At 63.5% G+C, this 19,288-nt stretch carries 16 protein-coding genes and 1 pseudogene; 3 read left to right on the forward strand and 14 right to left on the reverse strand.

Features of this window, described 5'->3' with window-relative positions:
- Window positions 1-6 precede the first annotated feature (6 nt).
- From LU682_RS16725 to LU682_RS16760, 8 genes and pseudogenes are all read right to left on the reverse strand, one after another.
- Window positions 7-1,218, reverse strand: a complete 1,212-nt coding sequence (locus LU682_RS16725; protein ID WP_049586211.1) for a beta-ketoacyl synthase N-terminal-like domain-containing protein — start codon at window positions 1,216-1,218, stop codon at window positions 7-9.
- Complete coding sequence (locus LU682_RS16730; protein ID WP_010953691.1) at window positions 1,215-2,513, reverse strand: beta-ketoacyl-[acyl-carrier-protein] synthase family protein; 1,299 nt, start codon at window positions 2,511-2,513, stop codon at window positions 1,215-1,217. The genes LU682_RS16725 and LU682_RS16730 overlap by 4 nt, the downstream gene beginning before the upstream one ends.
- A complete protein-coding gene (locus LU682_RS16735; RefSeq protein WP_049586325.1) occupies window positions 2,510-3,424 on the reverse strand; it encodes a beta-ketoacyl-[acyl-carrier-protein] synthase family protein in 915 nt (304 codons plus the stop codon). The genes LU682_RS16730 and LU682_RS16735 overlap by 4 nt, the downstream gene beginning before the upstream one ends.
- Before the next feature lie 169 nt (window positions 3,425-3,593).
- Window positions 3,594-4,867, reverse strand: a pseudogene (locus LU682_RS16740) (beta-ketoacyl-[acyl-carrier-protein] synthase family protein).
- A gap of 11 nt (window positions 4,868-4,878) precedes the next feature.
- On the reverse strand, window positions 4,879-5,448 hold the full coding sequence (locus LU682_RS16745; RefSeq protein WP_010953688.1) for an acyl carrier protein: 570 nt from the start codon (window positions 5,446-5,448) through the stop codon (window positions 4,879-4,881).
- Between the two features lie 579 nt (window positions 5,449-6,027).
- On the reverse strand, window positions 6,028-6,951 hold the full coding sequence (locus LU682_RS16750) for a homocysteine S-methyltransferase family protein (RefSeq protein WP_010953687.1): 924 nt from the start codon (window positions 6,949-6,951) through the stop codon (window positions 6,028-6,030).
- A complete protein-coding gene (locus tag LU682_RS16755; protein ID WP_049586219.1) occupies window positions 6,948-7,994 on the reverse strand; it encodes an ABC transporter substrate-binding protein in 1,047 nt (348 codons plus the stop codon). The genes LU682_RS16750 and LU682_RS16755 overlap by 4 nt, the downstream gene beginning before the upstream one ends.
- A gap of 8 nt (window positions 7,995-8,002) precedes the next feature.
- Window positions 8,003-10,042: an ATP-binding cassette domain-containing protein gene (locus LU682_RS16760; protein ID WP_370688713.1), complete on the reverse strand. Its 2,040-nt coding sequence runs from the start codon at window positions 10,040-10,042 to the stop codon at window positions 8,003-8,005.
- 366 nt (window positions 10,043-10,408) lie between these two features.
- Here LU682_RS16760 and LU682_RS16765 point away from each other — a divergent pair, with 366 nt between their 5' ends.
- From LU682_RS16765 to LU682_RS16775, 3 genes are read left to right on the forward strand one after another with little or no spacing between them, the layout of a single operon-like run.
- Window positions 10,409-10,567 (forward strand): hypothetical protein, encoded by a 159-nt coding sequence (locus tag LU682_RS16765; RefSeq protein ID WP_010953684.1) that lies wholly within the window; start codon window positions 10,409-10,411, stop codon window positions 10,565-10,567.
- 55 nt (window positions 10,568-10,622) lie between these two features.
- The gene (locus tag LU682_RS16770; RefSeq protein WP_010953683.1) at window positions 10,623-11,810 is read left to right on the forward strand and encodes an acyl-CoA dehydrogenase family protein; all 1,188 of its coding nucleotides are present in this window, start codon (window positions 10,623-10,625) and stop codon (window positions 11,808-11,810) included.
- Window positions 11,811-11,818: 8 nt separating this feature from the next.
- Window positions 11,819-12,922 carry a sigma-54 interaction domain-containing protein gene (locus tag LU682_RS16775; RefSeq protein WP_010953682.1) on the forward strand — a complete coding sequence of 368 codons (1,104 nt, stop codon included), beginning with the start codon at window positions 11,819-11,821 and terminating at the stop codon, window positions 12,920-12,922.
- Window positions 12,923-12,958: 36 nt separating this feature from the next.
- Here the strand turns inward: LU682_RS16775 and LU682_RS16780 are convergent, their stop codons facing one another.
- The 6 genes from LU682_RS16780 to sfnG form a co-directional block, all read right to left on the reverse strand.
- A complete protein-coding gene (locus LU682_RS16780; RefSeq protein ID WP_010953681.1) occupies window positions 12,959-14,284 on the reverse strand; it encodes an ABC transporter substrate-binding protein in 1,326 nt (441 codons plus the stop codon).
- Between the two features lie 67 nt (window positions 14,285-14,351).
- Window positions 14,352-15,341 (reverse strand): branched-chain amino acid ABC transporter permease, encoded by a 990-nt coding sequence (locus LU682_RS16785; protein ID WP_060488900.1) that lies wholly within the window; start codon window positions 15,339-15,341, stop codon window positions 14,352-14,354.
- A gap of 12 nt (window positions 15,342-15,353) precedes the next feature.
- Window positions 15,354-16,235, reverse strand: coding sequence for a branched-chain amino acid ABC transporter permease (locus LU682_RS16790; protein WP_010953679.1), 882 nt, complete (start codon window positions 16,233-16,235; stop codon window positions 15,354-15,356).
- Complete coding sequence (locus tag LU682_RS16795; protein WP_010953678.1) at window positions 16,211-17,044, reverse strand: ABC transporter ATP-binding protein; 834 nt, start codon at window positions 17,042-17,044, stop codon at window positions 16,211-16,213. Before LU682_RS16795 ends, LU682_RS16790 begins: the two co-directional genes overlap by 25 nt.
- Window positions 17,045-17,053: 9 nt before the next feature.
- Window positions 17,054-18,184 carry an AMP-binding protein gene (locus LU682_RS16800; protein ID WP_010953677.1) on the reverse strand — a complete coding sequence of 377 codons (1,131 nt, stop codon included), beginning with the start codon at window positions 18,182-18,184 and terminating at the stop codon, window positions 17,054-17,056.
- Window positions 18,185-18,195: 11 nt separating this feature from the next.
- Entirely contained in the window at window positions 18,196-19,287 is a 1,092-nt protein-coding gene (sfnG, locus tag LU682_RS16805; protein ID WP_010953676.1) for a dimethylsulfone monooxygenase SfnG, read from the reverse strand.
- Between the last annotated feature and the right edge of the window lies 1 nt (window position 19,288).

Genomic DNA, 19,288 nt, shown 5'->3' on the forward strand with positions numbered 1-19,288 from the left:
CGGTAGTCAGCGGCAGTCCTGAGTGACCTTTGCGCTGTAGTGCACTTGATAGGCGGCGCTGAATCCGTTGTCGTCGCGGTTCAGCACCAGGCAATGCGCAAGGCTCGCGGCGTGGGGCGCGCCCTGAATGAACGGCAGGTTCGCCACTGGCTGCTGCAAACCGGCAATCGGCGGCACGCTTTGGGCCTGCAATGCGCAACGCGCAAGCATCAGATCCACCAGGCTCGGCGCCGCGCTGAGAATGCCGTTGATCGCCAACCCGCTGGTGATGTGCGAGGCGCGCGCAAGGGCCAGCGTCTGGCACAACACGCGGTCTTTGTGCGCATCGCCGGTGCCGCTGCACACCAACACATCGGTTGGGCTGTCGGGCAGGCTCAAGCGACCGAGGGAGGCATGGGCCGTCATGTCGGCGAGGCACGCCTGAGGACCGGCCGACAGGTCTTCGCGCCGGCGCAGCACCAACGCTGCCGCGCCCTCCCCGGCAATGCCGCCGGTGCCCCGAAGGTCGAACGGCAGCAGCGTGTTCGAGCCGTTGGCGCTGATGACACCCGCCTGGACCAACCCGGACAGCGCCAGGGCATCCAGCTCGCTGCCCGCGCCGACAACGATTGCCGCGTCAATTCGGCCAGCCTGCAAAGCGGCCGTAGCCTCACGCAAGGCTGCCAGGTTGCCGGCGACACCTTGCATATAGGCGTTGCACTCGCCCACCAGTTTCAGCGCCAGGCTGGTGACACCCAGCAAGCAGTTGCTCAAGCCTTTGAGCACCAGAAAAGGGTCCTGGGCACGGTCTTGCAGGATCCGTTTGGCGAACGCCGCCATGTCGGCGACGCCGTCCTGCCGACAGCCGTGCAACAACTCGGCATAGGATTCCAGAGACGGATGGGTGTAGCCGCCTTGACAGCAATACAAACCGAAACGGACATCCGGCTGCTCATCGGCCAGGCCGGCTTCTTCCAACGCCTGACGTACCGCGCTGACACCCCAGATCACTGCCGGCGTGCAGTAACGCTGAAGGTTTTGCGCAAGGTCTTGTCGGCTGCGTTGGTGGTCCTGATCCTGAATTTGCCCGAACGCCACCACGCGTTCGCTGCTGAACCGTCGGGCGTTCAGCGCCGTAATTGCACTTCGCCCTTCGGTTGCGGCCGCCCAGAAAGACTCGACACCCCAGCCGCTGGGCAACACGCAACCCGCACCGGCAATCGCGACCGCCTGTTTCATCGCGGCGCCTCCCGGTACTTGCCAAGCGCCAGTGAAGTGTTGAGGCCGCCGAAACCGAAGGAGTTGCTCAGGGCAACGTCGACCTTGCGCTTGACCGCTTGGTGGGCGCAGTAGTCGAGGTCGCATTGTTCGTCGGCATCCTGCAAGTTCAGGGTCGGCGTGACCCGATCATCCCGGCAGGCCAGGGCCGTGAGCATGAACTCCGGTGCTCCGGCGGCCGCAATCAGGTGGCCGAACTGGGATTTGTTGGCCGTCACCAGCAACCGCCGATAATGTTCGCGCTCGGCGAACAGGGTCTTGATCGCCAGGGTTTCGGCGGCATCGTTGAGGGGTGTCGACGTACCGTGGGCATTGATCAGATCGACCTGTTGCGGCGCCAGCCCGGCATCCGTCAGGGCCGCCTGCATCGCCAGCACCGCGCCCCGGCCCTGCGGGTCGGGTGCGGTGATTTTGTAGGCATCCAGGCTGCTGCCGAAACCCAGCACTTCGGCGTACGGCGTTGCCCCTCGGGCGAGCGCCCGTTCGAGGGTTTCGAGCACGACAAAACCACCGCCCTCACCCGCAATCAAGCCACTGCGATGGCGATCGAACGGCCGACACAGTTCGGTGCCCCAACGCTGTTCGCTGCTGGCGGCGCCGAGCAGATACAGCGCGGTCATGGTGTCCAGGCTAAGCACCGAATCGGCGCCCCCGGCAATGGCCAGCTCGACCTCGCCGCGACGGATCATCTGGAATGCATTGCCGATGGCCTGGGACGCTCCCGCGCAGGCGCTGCTGACATTGATCACCGGGCCTTCACTGCCGATGCCATCGGCAATCACCCGCGCAAGGCGGTCGTTGCTCTGACGCAGTGAACTGTCAGGATCGACCTGCGCCTGTCGCGCCATCAATTGAGCCCAGGACGGCGCCTGCGCCGGGTTATCCGCCAGGCTGAGCAGCATGTCCTGCAAACGATGAGCAGGTGCGCCGGACGCTGACAATACCGCCGCGCCACGCAACTGTTCGGGGCTCAGACCACTATCGGCAATGGCTTGGGTGGCCGCGATCCAGCCAAAGCGGGTGCGTTTTTCCAGCGACAATCCCCAGGCCGGATGGTCTTTCAAGTGTGCCGGCATCAAGCCCATATCCACGGGCGCTGCGTAACGCACGGGGAACGCACCCGCCTCGACGCCTTCCGGTTGCCATGGCCGAATGCAATGCTCGCCGGCCAACATTCTTTGCCACATGGACTGCCACTCGAAACCGAAGCCGGTGACGGCGCCCATGCCCGTGATCACGATCCGTGTGGGGCTCATGGGTAACTCTCCATTGTCTCTGTGTCCGACGACGTTCTGGCCAGCAGTACCGCGCCCCAATGCCCGCCTCGGCTATGTTCGAGCAACAGCGTGTAACGGCTGCAATCCAGTGCCCAGGTCACAGCGATTTCGCTGAGCAAGGCGCTGGCGCCCAAGTCACCTAGCAACGCCTTGGAGTGTTCGAGGGTGTGCCCCGATAGACTAAACAACGCGGCAATCTGCGGATCCTGTGCATCGGCGACGACTTGCCCGATATCGTTGAGGCACAGTTTTTCGTTGCTCAAAGCGCGCTCAATGACGTCGCGACCAACCGCCAGTCCACGCTCGGGTTGCGCGCTGTAACCACGGGCAAACCCGGCAATACGCAACGCAGATCGAGCACCGCTGCCCGGGTTGGTCGTCAGCAACAGTGCCGCAGCACCTTCGCCGAAAACCCACGGGCCGGGGTTCACAGGTGGGTGAGTAGCGTCACGCAGGTACAACGCCGGGGTGATGTTCGGACTGCTACTGACGACGACGGCAGCATCGGCACGGCCTTCGCTCAGATGGGCAGCGGCCTCCATCAAAGCATCCAGCCCCGCATTGCCCTGGGAGCAAAAACCACCCATGGGCCCCTTGCAACGCAAGGCCTCAGCCGCGTGGGCCATGACGCTGCTGTTGAGCATCATCAGCGCATGCAGCGGCGGTGTGTGGGCAAAGAATTGCGCCAACAGATCTGCCGGTTGTGCGCCGATGGCCTGCACTGCATCCCAGCACGAACTGGGGCCATCCACTTCCGGAATGGCAGCGGTCAATGCGATCCGCTCGTCGGGCAGCTCCAGCCCACGCAAGGTCTCGGCGAGACGGCCGGCGCAATACAGCAGGCGCGCGCCCTGAGGCTCGAGGCTGCGGGACAGTCTGCGGTCGTACACACCCGCCGGCAAGGCGGGCGCTGCGACACAATGGGCCAGACGTGCCGGGTCGAAATCCAGCGGTTGCGCGGCCTGAGGTTGACTGTCACGAGGCGCACATTCAGTACCGGCAGCGTTGAGTACCGACGCCGCAGTGATATAAACAGCAGTTGAATTGGATCTGGTCATGTCATGCCCTGCCCAGCACCAACGAACTGTTCACGCCACCAAACCCGAAGGAGTTGGAGAGCACGACATTGATCGGTTGCTGCAACGGTTCGCAAAGGAATTTCAACGCCGGAAATTCGGATTTTTCCGGCTGAAAATTGAGGGTCGGCAAGGCCACGCCCAACTGAATGCTCATCAACGACAGCACCGCCTCAATGGCACCACTGCCGGCCAACGAATGCCCTACGGCAGATTTGTTGGCGGTGAACGTCATCTGCTCCAGGGTTTCGCCGAAACCTGCGCCAGGCCCAGGGCCTCGCAACGGTCATTGGCCTGTGTCGACGTACCGTGAACATTCACATGGTCCACAGCCGCACTGGTCAGTTCGGCATCGGCCAGGGCCGCCGTCATGCAGGCGGCATACTTGCTGCCGTCGCGGCTGCTGGAGGTGATTTTCTCTGCCTCGCACAGATTCGCGTAACCCAGCACCCGGCCCAGCGAACAGGCCTGACGACGCTCGGCATGCTCGCGGGATTCCAGCACCAACAGCGCCGCCCCTTCACTCAGCACAAAGCCGCAGCGGTCCGGCATGAATGGCCGGCTCTGTTCTTGCGGGGAAAAGTCCACGCGCTGGCAGAGTGCGCCCAGCCCATCAAAGCTGTAGTAGGACAATTCATGGGCCATCAACTCCACCGCGCCACACAACGCCAGGTCGATCTCGCCACGGGCGATCGCTCGATAGGCGCTGCCGATGGCCATGGTGCCGGCGGCACAGGCATCGGAATGTGTGGAAATATGGTCACGTACACCCAGCCATTCGGCGAGATGGCGGGTTTGCTGATCAACCCGCCGGGCAAACGCCCCACCGCTGAGGGTGTGGTTATCCAGGAACTGGTCGAGATCGACCCGCCCCTGATCGTCCATGTAACGGCTGGCGTCCCGCAAATCACCGCTCACGCAATATTTGTTGGCCCCGACGAAAATACCGCTGGCGACTCGGGCAAAAGCGCCGTCGGCCAACCCGGCATGGGCCAGCGCCTGACGGGCCACGTAATGCGCCAGCCATTCCTGGCGGGAGGTGGTCTGCAGGTCGCCCGGAAAGGCCGCCGCGATGACCTGCCATTGTTGCTCATCGATAAATCCGGCCGCCGGGTTCGCAAACCCCAGTTCGACAAACGCCGGGTGCTGGCCAATGCAGGAACGGTTTTCGCTGATCGTGGTGAACAGCGAGGCCGCATCCAGTGCCGTGGGAGCCACCAGTCCATAGCCGGTGACCAGAACCTCTCGGGCCTGCATCAAGGCACCCCCTACGCCGAAGCCTTCAACTGGGCGGCCGCGTACTGCTCAACCAACAGACGCGAGATCGAGTCACCGTCCAGAGGGGTCAGGCGAGCACTGCAACCGCCACACACCACTTGCTGGCGTTCATTGAGTTGGGCATGAACCGCGCCACACTCAGGGCAGGTCTCGGGGAGGTAGTTGAAAACGTTATGGCATTGCTGCGCCCAGTTACGCACGGTGGTGGCCGAGAAGACATCGCCCGGCTGCATGCCCACGTGCAACTGGCCCGGCGCATAAGCGCTGAGGCTCTGCTCCAGCAAGGCCACGCCGTCCTGCGTGATTCGGCCATTTTCGACAAACCGGGTGGCGTCGCCGAACACCGCTACCGCGTGATCCAGCACGCTGGTTTTCGGCAAGGTGCAACCGTACTGACGGCCCAGCTGGAAGCTCAGGTCGACGATGTCCAGCGAGTCGGCGCTGAGGTCGTCAACAATACTGCTGTGCTCTGTCACGTCGCCCCTATCCAGCACCAGCAACTGCGCAAGAATATCCTGTGTACTGCTGATGACGCTGTCCAATTCCAACGGATTATTCATTGAGTGTTTCCCTACAAAAGCCGCATTGAATGAATAAAGTCATCGGGCCAAAAAAAGCTGTTTTGAGGCCAGATCTATCGGGGGCCGGGAGTCTAAAGTCTCCCCCTAAGGGGAGAGTCAACGTGCCATCAGTGCTTTTTGTGAGAAATCCCAGCGCGCCCTGAAACCTTTGATTCATGCAGCTCAATGGGGCTTGGAGAGGGGTCGTAAAATGACAAAATCGATTGCTTGAAACAGCACGATAGTTCCAGAAGCGGGATATCACCGTACCCGCAAGCACCAGAGGCACCCTGCGCAGCGGAACGGTTTTCTTCGGGTCGTGAATCTCGTCGATCAGTAGGTTATTGCCGAGTTCACCGGCTTGCCGATCAGGTGATAAACCAGCCCCGACGCAAAGCCGGCCATAGGCAACAGCCAGATGACCCAGCGGTGGGTGGTTGTTTGATACTTGGGTAGAGGCGCACTTCGCTGCCCGTCTGCCTCACCCGACGCGGCTGTCGATCACACCGCCAAGCTCACGCAACGCCCGCTCCAGCCGCCAGAAACAGCCTTCGCCAAGCGCGGCCTCCTCTGTTTCGCTTATTCCATCCCCTGCTTGCAGGCTTGCAGATGCTCGTCAAGTCGGGCGATGTGCTCCGGGCCGATGCCGCAGCAGCCGCCCACAATGTCAGCCCCTTCCTCGACCCACTGCTGCGCCCACTGCAGGTACGCCTCGGGCCCTAGGTCGGCACGAATATCGAGCAGCGTATCGTTGGCCTGGGCATCTTCACGGACTGGAGGAAAGGCATTGGCATAGACACCCAGCGCTAACTCGCGAGCCTCCTGCTTCAACACCTGCCGGGCACTGCGCAGCGCTGCGCCCATGCTCTCCGGTTGGCTGCAATTGAATAGCAAGGCGCTGGCCCCCAGTTCAAGCGCCAGCAAAACTGCCTGCTGCACGCTTTCACCCGAGCGCAACAAAGGCACCGCGTGCTCTGTGTCGGGATCAAGTAACGTGAAGGACAGCCAGAGCGGCTTGCCATCGCCGTCCAGGGCCGCATGCACGGCGCGCGCTTCGGCCAGGGAGCTCTGGGTTTCCGCCAACCAGAAGTCCACATGGGGCGTCAGGCCGCAGATCAATTCACGGTGGATGGCCTGGGAACGGGCTGGATCAAAAAGGTCCGGGCGATACGACCCCAACGCCGGCGGCAGTGAGCCGGCGACCTGTACCGAAGCACCCGCCTCGTCGGCAGCACCACGGGCAAGCCGCCCGGACAGTTCAGCCAGCGCCCGCCCGGAGCGCGCAAAGCGTTCCTCGCCAATGTGAAACGGCACCACCGCGTAGCTGTTGGTGGTGATTACCCTGGCCCCGGCGGCAATGAACGCTCGGTGAACCTGCGTCACGTATTCGGGCGCTTCGAACAGCGCCAGTGCCGACCATTCCGGCTGCCGGAAGGGTGCGCCGATCCGCTTGAGTTCTCGTCCCATCCCACCATCGAGCAAAGTCCAGGCACGCCGAGTCATTGGGCAGCCACCTGGGTGCCAGTGGCACTCAACCAACGATCGACGGTCGCCTGATTGGCGGCGACCCAGGCTTTGGCCGCAGCATCCGCCGGCTGCTTCTCACGCTCGATCTTGAGGATCAGGTCGTTGAGGGAGGCCGGATCGATACTCACGTTCTCCAGAAAGGCGGCAATCCGCGGTGCGCGCTGGCGTAGCGCAGAAGACGCGAGGATGTGCACCTTCGCATCGGGATACGCGCAGGTGATGCTGCTCTTGTTCAGCCAGTCGGCATCCACGGTCGGGCTGATGAATTTCCAGCAGCCGTCAGCCTTGTACAACGGGTCGCCCTTCTTGTTGTCCTGGGCATAGCCATCGAATGGCGGTTCATCGAGACGGCGCAGGTCATAGGCGGAGAAGATCCAGTCCGGTGTGTAGGCGTAGAAAATCACCCCACGCTCGGCCTTGTAGGCAGCATCCAGCTTCGCGTAAGTCACCGAGGCCTCCGTGGAGACCGACTCGAAGTTGCCATCAAAACCGAAATCCTTGGCTTTTATCTGGCCGATATACGTCGACTCCCAACCTGCCGGCCCGACCAACAACTGCGACTTGCCGCCGCCCAGCGGAGCAAACAACTTGGCGACCTCTGGCTTTTTCAGGTCATACACCGACTTAACGTTGTACTTGTCCTGGATGTAACCCGGAATATAGAAGCCCTGCACTCCGACATAAGGTTGCTTGTTGGGAATAAGCGAATGGGTCCCGCCGGTCACGTACTTGGCGAAGGCTGCTGATTGGTTCGGCAGCCAGATGTCGGTCAGCACGTCCACCGAACCGTCACCCTTGGCAGCGGCGGCGAACAATATCGGCAGATCACCGGCCAGGTAGGAAACCTCGCCGTCAAGGCGATTGGAAATGATGTCGCCGAGGATGTACTGGATGGCGATGGCGCCGGTCCAGTTCTGCTCGCCAATAACGATCTTGTCCTTGGCGAAGCTTGCTGTCGCCGGTACCAGCGCGGCCAGCAGAGCGAACCCGGCAAGCCCGCGGGAAAGGAATCGGGTCATGGAACCTGTTACTCCTGAGTAGAATGATGACGTTTGCGAAGGGATGCCTGAATGATCCGGTCGGGCACCAGGGCACAAAAAACAATGGCAATACCCGCCAGGACGCCCTCACCACCCTTGATGTTGCGCAAGGCGGTCATGACGTCGTAGCCAAGGCCTCCGGCACCAATCAGTGCTGCCACGACGACCATGGACAGACTCATCACGATGGTCTGGTTCACCCCCAGCAACAGAGAGCCGGAGGCCAATGGCAACTCGACCCGGGTGAGCGTCTGCCAGGGCGTTGCGCCATGGGCAACCGCAGCCTCCACCGCGGCCTTGGGCACCTCCTGAATACCCAGGGCGGTGAGACGGATCATCGGCGCCAGGGCGAAAATCACCGTGGCGATCACCGCCGGCGTCTTCCCGACCGAGAAGAAGGCCACCGCTGGAATCAGGTAGACGAAGGTTGGTAAGGTCTGCATGACATCCAACAGCGGCGTGACCAAGCGCCGAGCCAGCGCCCGCTTGGCCAGAAGAATGCCGGTGGGAATGCCGATCAGCAGCGACAGCAGCACCGAAGCGCCGACCAGAGCGATGGTGGAAATCGTACGCTCCCAGAAACCGAACAGGCCGATATACCCCAGGGCTAACGCAGTCGTCAGGGCCAGGATCGCGCCGGCGGAGCGCCAGGCCAGGTAGACCAATGCAAGCGCCGGTACCGGCCACGGAATCCAGCCCAGCGCACCTTCGACGCCATTGATGACGGTGCGCACCGCCACGATCACCCCGACGAATGCGCTTTCGAAGGTTACCTGAGACCAGCCAATCAACGCGTCGATGGCACCAGCGGCCGCCAGCATACTGTCGCGATCGGAGGGAAACTGCACCAATGTCCCGGCAGCCTCTGGCGTCAGGGCGCGCCATACGGTCAGTGCCTGACTCACCAGTAGCAGCGCCAAGGGTAAAGCGACACCCGGTGAGTCACGGCCGTGGCCGTGCAGGCTCACCCAAGCACAACCCAAGCGATTGACCAGCAGCACTGCCAGTGCTGTGGCCGATAGCCACCCCGCCCCCTCGCGCCACGCGCCAGCAAGCATGGCCAGGGCCGCCACCTCCACCAGCAGCGCCAGCCAGAACCAACCACCTCGTCCGGCGGCAGCGAGCGCTGCCGGGCCCAACACGCTTTGGCGAATCCAATGGATTGTCGATCGCGCTGGCAGCTCGGCCGACGCTGGCTCGCTGAGCACCTCGTCGCTAGACGACGCAATGCTCGGGCCGATATGCGGCCGCTCGTCGAAGAAATCCGCCACGCCTTCGTCCGCCGGGTGTTCAAGCAATTCACCCGGGGTGCCGACCTGAATCAGCCGACCACCGCGCAAGACGGCGATACGGTCTGCCAGACGTAACGCCTCACCCGGGTCGTGGGTCACTAGCAGCGTCGTGATTCCCCGTTCGCGCACCAGTTGCAGGAATCGCCCCTGCAAATCGCGGCGGATGGTGGGATCCAGTGCACTGAAGGGTTCGTCCATCAGCAGAATGTCAGGATTGGTGACCAACGCCCGCGCAAGCCCGACACGTTGCTGCATGCCACCAGACAACTCGTGGGGAAAACGCTCGCTCCACGCTTTCAGCCCCACCGCCTGCAACTGCCGTAGTGCCGCTGTGCGGCGAGTACTTTCTGGCTCACCGCGCAATTCCAGGGGCAAGGCCACGTTGTCGAGCACGCTTCGATGCGGCAGCAAACCGAAATGCTGGAACACCATGCCGATGCGCTGCGACCGCAGCTGGCGCAGCGTAGGCTGCGTCAAGCTGCTCAGGACCTCACCGTCGATGAGCACCTCGCCGCTGCTCGGCTCTATCAACCGGTTGACGTGGCGCAGCAAAGTCGACTTGCCGCTGCCGGATGTACCCATCAAGCAAAGCACTTCGCCACGCCGCACCGCGAGGTTCACTTGCTCAACCGCGTTGGTGGAGTCTGACCGGCTCCCCTCGTACCGTTTGGTGACCGCACGAAATTCCAGCGCAATATCGTGAATCGATACAGAGCCAAGGGCGTCTGCGCTGATCCGCGCAGTGGTTTCCAAAGGGTCGTTGGCAATCTGTGGGTATTTATCAGCGATCACGTCGCCCCCTGGCGTTCAATGGATTCCAGGGCAGCGAAGCAGGCTCCATGCCAATCGGCCAAAACCCGCGTAATCAAGCGCGGGATGGGGTTTTGCCCTGACGGCATGGTGTTGAGGAGGCAGCAACGTTGCATGGCTGCTGTTGCGTGGGAAACAGCGTTGAACAAGTCTGCTGTCCTAGATGATTAATATTGCTAAAATGAATATAAATATTATTTTTTATTATTTTTAGAGATATAAATCGACTTTTATACTTTCATCAGACCCGCGATGGATCGGGGTGACGGTGTTGGAGGGTAGACATTTCTGATGCCAACGTCATTGCTTGCCTACGGCCAATCTCTGGTGCTGTTGCCGCTGCACCCGCTGTTCAGTTTCTTCCAGGCGCTGACGCTGCCTGCGGCGTGTACGCCATCAAGGCCGACTTCTGCGACTCGCCAAGCGTATGTGCTGAACATGATTGCCTGAGGAGCCGCTATGCCCCCCTTATCCGCCCTCCCCACCCGCCAGCGAGGAATACCGAGTGACAACCCCTCTACGACCTGCCGTGCTCACCCCCTTGCAGACTGCACGCCGCCTAGCGACGGAGTTCGCCGAAACCGCCGTCGAGCGGGACGAGGCCGGCGGCACACCCAAGGCCCAGCGCGACGCTATCCGCCAGAGCGGCTTGTTGGCCCTGAGCATACCCACCCAGTTTGGCGGCCTCGGCGCTAGCTGGAGCGAAACCCTGGAGGTGGTGCGCGAATTTGCCCGGGTCGACAGTTCCATTGCCCACGTCTTCGGCTTTCAGCACCTGATGCTGGCAACCGTACGCCTGTTCTCCCGCCGCGATCAGTGGCAACCCTGGTTCGAGCAGACCGCGCGCAAGAACTGGTTCTGGGGCAATGCGCTCAACCCCCTGGACAGCCGCACCGTACTCACACGCTTCGATGGTTGGTACGAGTTTTCCGGCAAGAAGAGTTTCTGCTCAGGCGCCAGCGACTCGGAAATGCTGATTGCCTCTGCAGTCGATGAAAGTGCTGGCGGCAAGCTGCTGATCGCTGCCATCCCCAGCGGCCGGACCGGTATCACACTGCATGATGACTGGAACAACATGGGCCAGCGCCAGACCGACAGCGGCAGCGCGACTTTCGAGCGCGTGCGCGTCGAAGAGAACGAGATGCTTCTCGACCCCGGCCCGCTGAGCACCCCCTTCGCCAGCCTGCGCCCGCTGATCGCGCAGTTGCATTTCGCCAACGTGTTCCTGGGTATCACCGAAGGCGCTCTGGAAGAGGCTCGCCATTACACCCTGAAGGAAGGCCGCCCGTGGTTCCGCTCCACAGCCCGACATGTCAGCGAAGACCCTTACATCCTGCGCCACTACGGCGAGTTCTGGGTCGGTCTGGAGGGCGTGCGCCTGTTGGTGGAGCGCGCCGCTACGCAACTCGACGCGGCCTGGCACAAGGAGCAGGCGCTCGGCGCCGAAGAGCGTGCGCAACTGGCGCTGGCCATCGCCACGGCCAAGGTGGCGGCGGCACGCACTGGCCTGGACATCTGCAACCGCCTGTTCGAGGTCACTGGCGCACGCGCGACCCACGCCTCGCTGCGCCTCGATCGCTACTGGCGCAACCTGCGTACCCAGAGCCTGCACGACCCGCTGGACTACAAACTCCACGAGCTGGGTGAGTGGGCACTGAGCCACACGCGACCCACCCCATCTTTCTACTCATAGGAATCGCCATGCAGTTGCTGACCCTCCCCCCTTCGCCGTCACTGGCGACATCGATCCGGGCAACCGCACAGGTCTTTGAAGACGCTAGATCGCAGGCGCTGCTCGCCCACCTGCAACAGGTCGCCCCCAGCGAAGCCAGCGTCCTGATCATTGGCGAAACCGGCACAGGCAAAGAGCTGGTCGCACGCCACATACACAACCTCAGCGGACGGCGCAACGGCCCCTTCGTCGCGGTGAACTGTGGCGCCTTTTCCGAGTCGCTGGTGGAGGCCGAGCTGTTCGGCCACGAGAAAGGCGCCTTCACCGGCGCCCTGGCGGCTAAGGCCGGCTGGTTCGAGGAGGGCAACGGCGGCACGCTGTTCCTCGACGAAATCGGCGACCTGCCCATGGCCATACAGGTCAAGCTGTTGCGCGTGCTGCAGGAGCGTGAAGTGGTGCGCCTGGGCTCGCGCAAGAGCATCCCCATCGACGTGCGCGTGGTCGCCGCCACCAACGTGCAACTGGACAAGGCCATCGCTGCCGGCAACTTCCGCGAAGACCTGTACTACCGCCTCAACGTGGTCAGCCTGCAACTCTATCCGCTGCGAGAACGCCCGGGCGACATCCTGCCGCTGACCCGACACTTCATCAAGACCTACTGCAACCGCCTGGGTTACGGCGAAGTACGCCTGTCCCCCGAGGCCGAACGCAAGTTGGTGAGCTACGACTGGCCCGGCAACATCCGCGAGCTGGAAAACGTCATCCACCACACCCTGCTGGTGTGCCGCAATGGCCTGGTGCAGGACGACGACCTGCGCCTGTCGCACCTGCGCATCGAGCGCCAGGACAAGTCGCCGGTGAGCACCGCCGAAAGCGCCGAAGAACAGTTGCTGCGAGCCTTTCAGCGCCTGTTCGAGGAGCAGGCCGGCGGCCTGCACGAGAAGGTCGAGGACAGCCTGCTACGCAGTGCCTATCGTTTCTGCCACTGCAACCAGGTGCACACGGCCAGCCTGCTGGGCCTGAGCCGCAACATCACCCGCGCCCGACTGATCGCCATCGGCGAACTGGTGGTCAATCGGCGCCGGCCAGAGCCCCAGACGCGCCCTGAGCGGGCGATGCAACTATCAATCTGAGAGGCCGGGGGGACGCCACCGGCCCTGCCGGCGCGCTCAGCCTTCCTGGCTGCAATCACGCGGGGTAATACCCTTTTCCTTGGCATATTGATGCGACGAGGCCTCGATGATCGGCCGCAAGAACGCGCGGTCGGCCTGTACCCAGTCGCTGATCAGTTTCCACTTCTGCCCGTCCCACTGCTGGAAGCGCACCGCGCCACCGCCTTCATGGTCGGAGCAGGATAGTTTCAGCGGCTGCACCAGCCCCTTGGCGCCGAGTGCCTGCAGGCGGGTATCGTCCAGGTTCAGGTGTTCGAAGCCCCAACGCACCTGCTCGCCACTCAGCGGTTGCCTGCCGAACTTCTCCTGAGCCAGACGCAACGCCTCGACGTTGAGGATGCCGTTGACCACGCCGAGGTTGTAGTACACCGTGCCGAAGCGCTTCGGATCGGCCAGGTCGCCTTGGCCCTTGTCCACCACCGCCTGTTTGATGCCCTGCAACACCGGGAACTCGGTACCGGACGGATGCGTGGTGATGGCGATGAAGCCCTTGGCTGCAGCGCCGGCAGGCGCCGCGTCTTCCTCGGAATTGCTCCAGATATTGCCGATGATGCGGTCGGCAGGGAAACCGACCTTCTGCGCGGTCTTCAGCGCCACCGGGTTCATCACGCCCCAACCGCGCAGGATGACCCAGTCCGGCTTCAGGCGGCGGATGTTCAGCCACTGTGATTGTTGCTCGTTGCCGGGGTGCGGTACCTCCAGCAGGCTCAACTCGAAACCGTACTTGTCCGCCAGGGCCTGCAGCACCTCGTTGGTTTCCTTGCCGTAGGGCGAACCGTGAAAGAGCGTGACGATCTTCTTGCCCTTGAGCCCCTGCTCGCCGCCTGCCTGCTGAGCGATCCAGTTGACGATGGCCGATACCTCGGAATAGGGATTGAGCTGCAGCGGGAAGACGTAAGGGAATACGCTGCCGTCGGTGGAATCGGTACGCCCGTGGTTGATGGTGATCAGCGGCAGCTTGTCGGCCGTGGAGCGCTCCAGGGTGGCATACGCGATACCCACCGACAGCGGATTGGTGGCGGCAGCCGGTGCGCCGTTGAGCCCACCCTTGAGGCGCTCGTAGCACTCCACCCCCTTCTCCACGACGTATTCAGTCTCGCACTCGCTCCAGGTCAGCTTGACGCCATTCACGCCGCCCTGGGCGTTGACGTACTTGAGGTAATCGATAAAACCACCGAAGAAACCGGTACCACCTGCGGCATAGGGGCCAACGCGGTAGCTCTGCAGGGGGAAATACTGTTCGTTGGCCGCGTGCACGTTGAGTGCGCCGGCAGCTAAGCTTACGGCCAGCGCCAGGCGGCCGAGGACGGATCGGGTCGACATCGTGGTTATCCTTTACAAATCAGTGGGCAGTGGCATAAGGCGGGCGAAGCCCGGTGCGAAGGTTCGCTCAGTAGCGCAACGGCCAACGCCGAGCGCGCTCGCGAAAGCGTTGCCAGAGGCGCGCCAGGCCCTCCGGTTCCTTGATCAGGAAGATGATGATCAGCGTGCCGAAGGCAATCTTCTGCAGGTTCTCTATCTGCCCGGCATCGATCAGCCCAGTCGGCAGCAACCCGGCCAGGTTCGACAGCAGCACCGGGAACAGCACGATGAAGGCGGCGCCGAGGAAGTTCCCGAGGATGCTGCCCAGGCCGCCGATAATGATGATGAACAGGATCTGGAACGAGCGGTTCAGGTCGAAGCCGTGTGGCTCCACCGTGCCCAGGTAGGTGAAGGCCCAGAGCGAACCGGCCACGCCGAGGTAGAAGCCGCTGATGGCAAAAGCCAGCAGTTTGGTCTTCAACAGGGGGATGCCGATCACTGCGGCGGCGGTGTCCATGTCGCGCACCGCCATCCAGTTGCGCCCCAGTTCGCTGCGCACCAGGTTGGCGCCCAGCCAGAACAGCGCGCTGATCACCCTCGAGGCACTGTCGTTGCTGAACCAACTGAAGCGGGTCAGCGCCCATGGCACGAAGAACTGCGCCGCCAGTGTCGACACCAGCAGATAGAAGCCCTTGATGCGCAGGCTTGGCAGGCCGAACACCACGGCCACCAGCGCCGCCACCAGGCCGCCGAGCAGCAGGCTGGCCAGCAGCGGCAGCCACGCCACGCGCAGCTCGAAATTATAGGCCGCGAAGGCACCTACTGCCATAAACGCCGCCGAACCCAGCGACAGTTGCCCGGCATAACCGGTCAGCAGGTTCAGCCCGAGGCCGGCCAGCGACAACAGTAGAAATGGAATCAGGATGGCACTGAACCAGTAATCGTTGCCCAGCAGTGGCACACCGATGAAGGCAAACAGGACCAAGGCCGCCAAGCCCAGCCGATCCTGGCGCAGGCGGAAGAATCGACGGTCGTCGGCGTAACGCACGCTGAACTGACCCGCTTCTCGATACAGCATGATCGACGCTCCTCAGACTCGCTCGATGGCGCGCTCGCCGAACAGCCCAGCCGGACGCACCAGCAGGAACAGCAGGGCCAGCACATAGGGAAACCAGTTTTCGATGCCGCCGCCGATGAGCGGCCCGAAATACACCTCGGCGAGCTTCTCCGAAGCGCCGATGATCAGGCCGCCGACGATCGCCCCGCTGATCGAGGTAAAACCGCCGATGATCAGCACCGGCAGGGCCTTGAGCACCACCAGCGAGAGCGAGAACTGCACCCCCAGGCGTGCGCCCCAGAGCAGCCCGGCCACCAACCCGACAAACCCGGCCACCGCCCAGACCACCGCCCACACCCTCGGCAGGCGGATACCGACGCTCATCGCCGCGCGGGGATCGTCGGCCACCGCACGCAGCGCCAGGCCGATGCGCGTGCGGTTGAACAGCAAGGACAGAAGCACCACCAGGGCCGCCGCCGTTGCGGCGGCGAACAGGTCGAACTGCGACAGCAGCAGGCCGCCCAGCTCCAGCGGGGCGTCGCTGATGGCCAGCTCCAGGCCGTGAACCTGGGCGCCCCATAAGGCCTGGGCGGCGCCCTCGATGATGTAGGCCAGGCCGAGCGTGGCCATGAACAGGGTTATCGGCGAACGCCCGACCAATGGCCGCAGTACCGCCCGTTCGATCAGCAGCGCCAGGGCGATCATCGTCGCCAGGGTGACGAGAAAGGACAGCCAGAACGGCACGCCGCGCTCCAGCAGGCTGACGAAGGTCAGCGCGGCGAACAGTACCATCGCCCCCTGGGCGAAGTTGAACACACCGCTGGCTTTGTAGATCAGTACGAAACCGATGGCCACCAGGGAGTACATCACCCCGGCCAGCAGGCCACCGATCAGCACTTCGAAAAAGAATGCCATGTCGCGCTCCTGTGTGGGAACAGCCCCGAAGCCGCCGCCGGGCGTACACCCAGATAGGCCGCGATCACGTCGGGGTTGCGGCGAACCTGCTCGGGGGAGCCGTCGCCGATCTTGCGGCCGTAATCGAGCACCACCACATGGTGGGAAATGCCCATGACCACGCCGATGTCGTGCTCGATCAGCACCACCGTCATGCCGAACTCACGGTTGATCTCGACGATGAAGCGGCTCATTTCGCGCTTCTCCTCGGCATTCATCCCGGCCATCGGCTCGTCGAGCAGCAGCAGGCGAGGCTCGGCGGCCAGCGCACGGGCCAGCTCGATCCGCTTCTGCAGGCCATAGGGCAAGGTGCCAACGATTTCGTCACGCCACGGCTGGATGCGCAGAAACTCGATTACCCGCTCGGCGGCGGCGCGTTGGCGATCGTCCTCGCCCGGCGCGCGGCCGATGCGCAACGCCTGCTCCAGCCAGGAACTGCGGCGCTTGAGGTTGCGCCCGGTGAGCACGTTGTCGAGCACGCTCATGCCCTTGAACAGCGCGATGTTCTGGAAGGTGCGAGCGATGCCGTCGCGTGCCGCTGCATGTGGGTGCATCACCCGACGCTGCTGCCCGGCAAAACGAATACGCCCCTGCTGCGCCCGGTAGACGCCATTGATGATGTTCAGCAGCGAGCTCTTGCCCGCGCCATTGGGCCCGATCAGCGCACAGATCTCGCCTTCGGCGACGCTGAAGCCGATGTCGCTGATGGCCTTCACACCCTTGAACGAAAGGCTGATGCCCTCCAGTTCCAGCAACGGTAAATTCGACATGAACGCTCCTCAGACGGGCTGAACCCGGCCTTGCGACCGAGCAGCGAGGGATGAACGAGGGCTGCGCACGGCCTGCCAGCGGGGCGCCTCCCGCCAGATACGCGGCGCCACCCCAAGGGCGGCGAAGAACGCCTGCACCTCGCCCGGCAGGGCCTCACCGACCAGCAGCGGCACCCGGGTGCGGCTCAGGCCCAGCACATCGCCCAGCGGCCGACGCAGCAACACGTGGCCAAGGCCGTTGCGCAGCAACCCACCGCGCGCGTCAAGCGCCCAGTCCAGCCAGCGCCGCAGCAGGCTGCCCGGCAGCGGTAGACGCTGCTGCGCCAGTGCATACAGGCGGCCGTAGCTGTCGTGGGTGCCGAGTACCAGGGTCGGGCCGAGTTCACGGCGGTCGGTGTCGCGGGTCGCCAGGCTCTCCGGAAAATTCATCCGAAAGCCTGCCAGCAGCCAAGGCGCCAGCAGGTAGCGGGCCTGGCCGCTGGTGGCGAAGTTGCGGGAGGCCAAGGCTTCCTCGGCCGCCGTCAGGCGCTCCTGTTCGACCAGCCGACGCCCCTCGCCCAGCACCTCGGCATGGCTGAGCCCGTGCTGCTGAAGTTGGCCATCGGCATCCAGCCGGTGAAAGCTGAACGCTGGGCGCTCGCTCTGCGCCTTCACCGCCAAGGCAGGATCGGGCAGCTGCGCGGCCAGGCGAGCGTAATTCGGCAACCCGGAATCCGCCAGGCCACGGCCATCGGCGTAGAACAGCAATGCCGGTACATGACCGCTCGCCAGCACCCGCTCGACCTCCTCCTGACCTTCGGCAAAGACGAAACCGGCCTGCAGTTCACGCAACAGCGTCAGTTGCTCCGCGTCGGGCATCAGCGGATCGAGCAGTGCCGCGACGCCGCCCAGCCACTGCGCCGCCAGGCTTGCCAGCAGCGCCTCAGGGCGCGGCCGGCTGACGATCAGCAGGCTGTCGCCGGCCGCGAAGCCGGCCTCGCGCAGCCCGGTGGCCAGGCTCTGCACCTCGGCCAGCAGTTGCGCCCAGCTGCGCGCCTGCCACAGGCCTAGACGCTTGTGGCGCAACGCAACGTCCGCCCCACGTTGATGTGCCCGGGCCAGCAAGCTGGCCGGCAGGTTGTTCGCGAGCGCCTCATGCATGGCCGCGCACCTCAGGCCACAGCGAGGGAGGCATGCTGCTCCTGCTCCAGTTCGCGCACCAGCGGCAACACATGCTTGCCGAAGTACTCGACCTCTTCCTGGAAATGCAGGAAGCCGGAGAGGATCAGGTCGACGCCGACCGCCTTGAGCGCGACGATGCGCTCGGCGATCTGCCGTGGCGTACCGATCAGGTTGGTCTTGAAGCCGTCGTTGTACTGCACCAGGTCTTCGAAGGTCGACTTGGCCCAGTTGCCCTCGCCTTCCGGGCTGGCCGCACCGGCGTTCTTCACTTCACTGCCAAAGCCGTTGACCGCCTCCGGGTCGGCCTTGGCGATGATCTCTGCCAGCACCGCGCGGGCCTCTTCCTCGGTGTCGCGGGCGATGATGAAAGCGTTTACCCCGACCTTCACCGAATGCCCGTTGGCCGCTGCCTTGGTGCGGATATCGTCGACCTGGGTCTTGATGCCCTCGACACTGTTGCCATTGGTGAAGTACCAGTCGGAGACCTTCGAGGCCATGTCGCGCGCGGCCCGCGAGCTCCCGCCCTGGAAGATTTCCGGGTGCGGTTGCTGCAGCGGCTTGGGCTTGAGGGTGTAGTCGTTGAAACGGTAGAAATCGCCGTGGAAGCTGAAATTGTCCTGGGTCCAGATGCCCTTCAGGGCACGAATGAACTCCTCGGATCGGCGATAGCGCTCATCATGGTCCAGCCATGGCTCGCCGATGGCGCGGAACTCGCCCTTGAACCAGCCGGACACCACGTTGATGGCGATGCGGCCCGCGGTGAACTGGTCGATGCTTGCCAATTGCTTGGCTGCCAATACCGGCGTCCAGGGTCCGGGCAGGATCGCGGCGATCACCTTGAGTTTTTCGGTGGCGGCCAGCAGCGCGTGGCTGATGGTTACCGACTCGTGCTGGTTGTCAGCGCCATAGCCGGCGGTGAAGCGGATCTGCGAAAGCGCGTACTCGAACCCGGAACGCTCGGCAATCTGCGCCAGCTTGCGGTTGTAATCGATGTCCCAACTGGTGCGTTGTTCGATCTTGCTGACAACGAGGCCACCGCTGACGTTAGGAACCCAGTAGGCGAATTTGATCGGTTGGCTCATG

The sequence above is a fragment of the Pseudomonas alloputida genome, from assembly GCF_021283545.2.
Taxonomy (GTDB): Bacteria; Pseudomonadota; Gammaproteobacteria; order Pseudomonadales; family Pseudomonadaceae; genus Aquipseudomonas; species Aquipseudomonas alloputida.